General features: G+C 70.1%; 2 protein-coding genes. Both read left to right on the top strand.

All coding sequences use genetic code 11. The features are described 5' to 3' along the window. Nucleotides 1-7: 7 nt before the first annotated feature. A complete protein-coding gene (locus C4301_RS09830) occupies nt 8-1012 on the top strand; it encodes a pyridoxal phosphate-dependent aminotransferase (RefSeq protein WP_352414889.1) in 1005 nt (334 codons plus the stop codon). Next, on the top strand, nt 997-2400 hold a 1404-nt coding region (locus tag C4301_RS09835; RefSeq protein ID WP_352414888.1), incomplete at its 3' end, for a cobyric acid synthase. The genes C4301_RS09830 and C4301_RS09835, both read left to right, overlap by 16 nt.

Here is a 2400-nt window from a genome sequence, read left to right on the forward strand (position 1 = left end):
GGGGGGGATGCTGGACGATCCGCTGCAGCCCGTCCACGGAGGGGCGGACGGGGGTCCGGAACCCCTTTACGACTTCTCCACCAACGCGAACGCCCTGGGGCCCAACCCGGTGATCCTCGAGCGCCTGCGCCGGGCGGACCCCAGCCGCTACCCCGACCCCCTGTACCGGGGCCTTCGCAAGGCCCTGGCCAAGGCCCACGGCGTGGCCTGGGAACAGGTGGCGGTGGGCACGGGGACGAGCGAGCTCATCCACCGCCTGGCCCGCTGGGCGCCCTTGCGGGGGGAGGTCCTCCTCCTCGCCCCCACCTTCGGCGAGTACGCCCGGGCAGCCAGAGCCTCGGGCCTTCCCCTATGGGAGGCCAAAACCCCAGAGGAATTCCTAAACCGCCTTCCCGAGAGCCGCCTGGCCTTTCTGGCCGTGCCCAACAACCCCACTGGGGAGGTCTACCCCTTTTTGCAGGAGGCGGCGCAAAGGGCGGGGGGGGCCCTGGTCCTGGACCTGGCCTACCACGACCTCCTCGAGGCCCCCCTTCCCCTACCCGAGGGGGTCTTCCGCCTGTACAGCCCCAACAAGGCCCACGGCCTCACCGGGGTCCGGGCCGGGTATCTGGTGGGGCCTTGGGACCTCACCCCGTTCCAGAACCTCGCCCCCTCCTGGCCCGTCTCCGTCTACGGGGAGGCCCTCCTTTGGGGCCAGCTGGAGCCCGAGGCCCGGGCCTGGCTCGAGGCGACCAAAAAGGAGCTTTTCCGCCTGAGGCGCCTCCTGGCCGCGGGGCTTCGGGGGCTTGGCCTCCGGGTCTTGGAAAGCCCCGCCAACTTCCTCCTGGTCTGGGTGGGCGGGGCGGAGGAGGTGGCCCGGGCCCTAAGGGAGCGGGGGATCCGGGTGAGGGCGTGCACCAGTTTCGGGCTTCCCGAGTGGCTCAGGCTTTCCGCCCAGAGGGAGGAGGCCCAAGGGGCCCTTCTAGAGGCGCTCGAGGAGGTTCTGAAGGAGGGCGCGTGGGCCGGGCTTTGATCGTCTGGGGAACGGGAAGCGGGGTGGGGAAAAGCCTCATGGTGGCGGGGCTTTTGCGCCACCTCTCCAGGCTGGGCCTGAGGGTTGCCCCCTTCAAGGCCCAGAACATGGCCAACCACGCCCGGGTGGTGGCGGGCGGGGAGATCGCGAGCGCCCAGTGGCTCCAGGCCCTGGCGGCGGGGGCCAGGCCGGAGGTGCGGATGAACCCCGTCCTCGTCAAGCCCTTCGGGGAGAGGGGAAGCCAGGTGGTGGTCCTGGGGCGGGTCGACCCCTTCCTCTCCCGCCTTCCCTGGAAGGCGCGCAGGCCCCACCTGGAGGCCCCGGTGCGGGAGGCTCTGGAGGGGCTTTTAAAGGAGTACGACCTCCTCGTCCTGGAAGGGGCGGGAAGCCCGGTGGAGCGGAACCTCTGGCCCGACCTGCCCAACCTCCAGGTGGCCAGGTGGGCCGAGGCCAAGGCCCTCCTCGTGGCGGACGTGGACCAGGGCGGGGCCCTGGGGGCCCTCTACGGGACCTGGGCCCTTCTGGAGGAGGAAAGGAACCGGCTCCTCGGCTTCGTCTTCAACAAGTTCCGCGGGGACCTCGAGCTTTTAAAGCCCGCCTACGGCCTCCTCGAGGGCTGGACGGGGGTGCCGGTCCTGGGCACCCTGCCCCTCCTCCCTCTGAGTCTCCCCGAGGAGGACGGATTCCGCTACCGCCCCAAGGAAGGAACAGGCCCCAAGGTGGCCCTCCTCCGCTACCCACATGCCGCCAACCTGGACGAGTTCTGGCCCCTGGCCGAGCTGGGCCGGCTGGTCTACGCCAAAAGCCCGGAGGAGGCGGAAGGGGCCGAGCTTCTCATCCTTCCGGGAAGCCGGCTTCCGGCCCAGGACCTCCTCTGGCTAAAGCCCTTCCTCCCCCTCCTCCAGGCCCACCTCCAAAAGGGTAAGCCCCTTCTCGCCGTCTGCGGGGGAGCGGAGATGCTGGCGGAGGCCATCCTGGACGAGGAGGGGGTGGAGGAAAAGGGGCTTCACCCGGGGCTCGGCCTTCTCCCCTACCGGGTGCGGATGGAGGCCCGGAAGACGGTTCTGGAAAGAAGGGTGCGCCTGGAGGGGCTCAGGGGCTTCTGGGGGAGGCTGAACGGGCTCGAGGTCCAAGGCTACGAGATCCACCACGGCCAGGGCCTCCCCCTCTTCCACCAAGAAGGGAGTGTTCTGGCCACCTGGATGCACGGGCTTTTGGAGAACCCCGGGGTGCAGAAGGCCCTTTTCGGGCGGGAGGCCGAGGGCCTGGAAAGGGCCCTGGACACCCTGGCCGACGCCCTGGAAACCCATCTGGACCTAGGGGGTTTGCACCGGGGCCTGGGGCTTGAAAACCCCCCCCATCCCTCCCCCCAGAAAGCGCCCAGACCC

Source organism: Thermus sp., from assembly GCF_040290245.1.
GTDB lineage: Bacteria > Deinococcota > Deinococci > Deinococcales > Thermaceae > Thermus_A.

Coding starts and splice junctions, on each gene's coding strand:
- C4301_RS09830 (WP_352414889.1), top strand. CDS start 8: ATGCTGGACGATCCGCTGCAGCCCGTCCACGGAGGGGCGGACGGGGGT.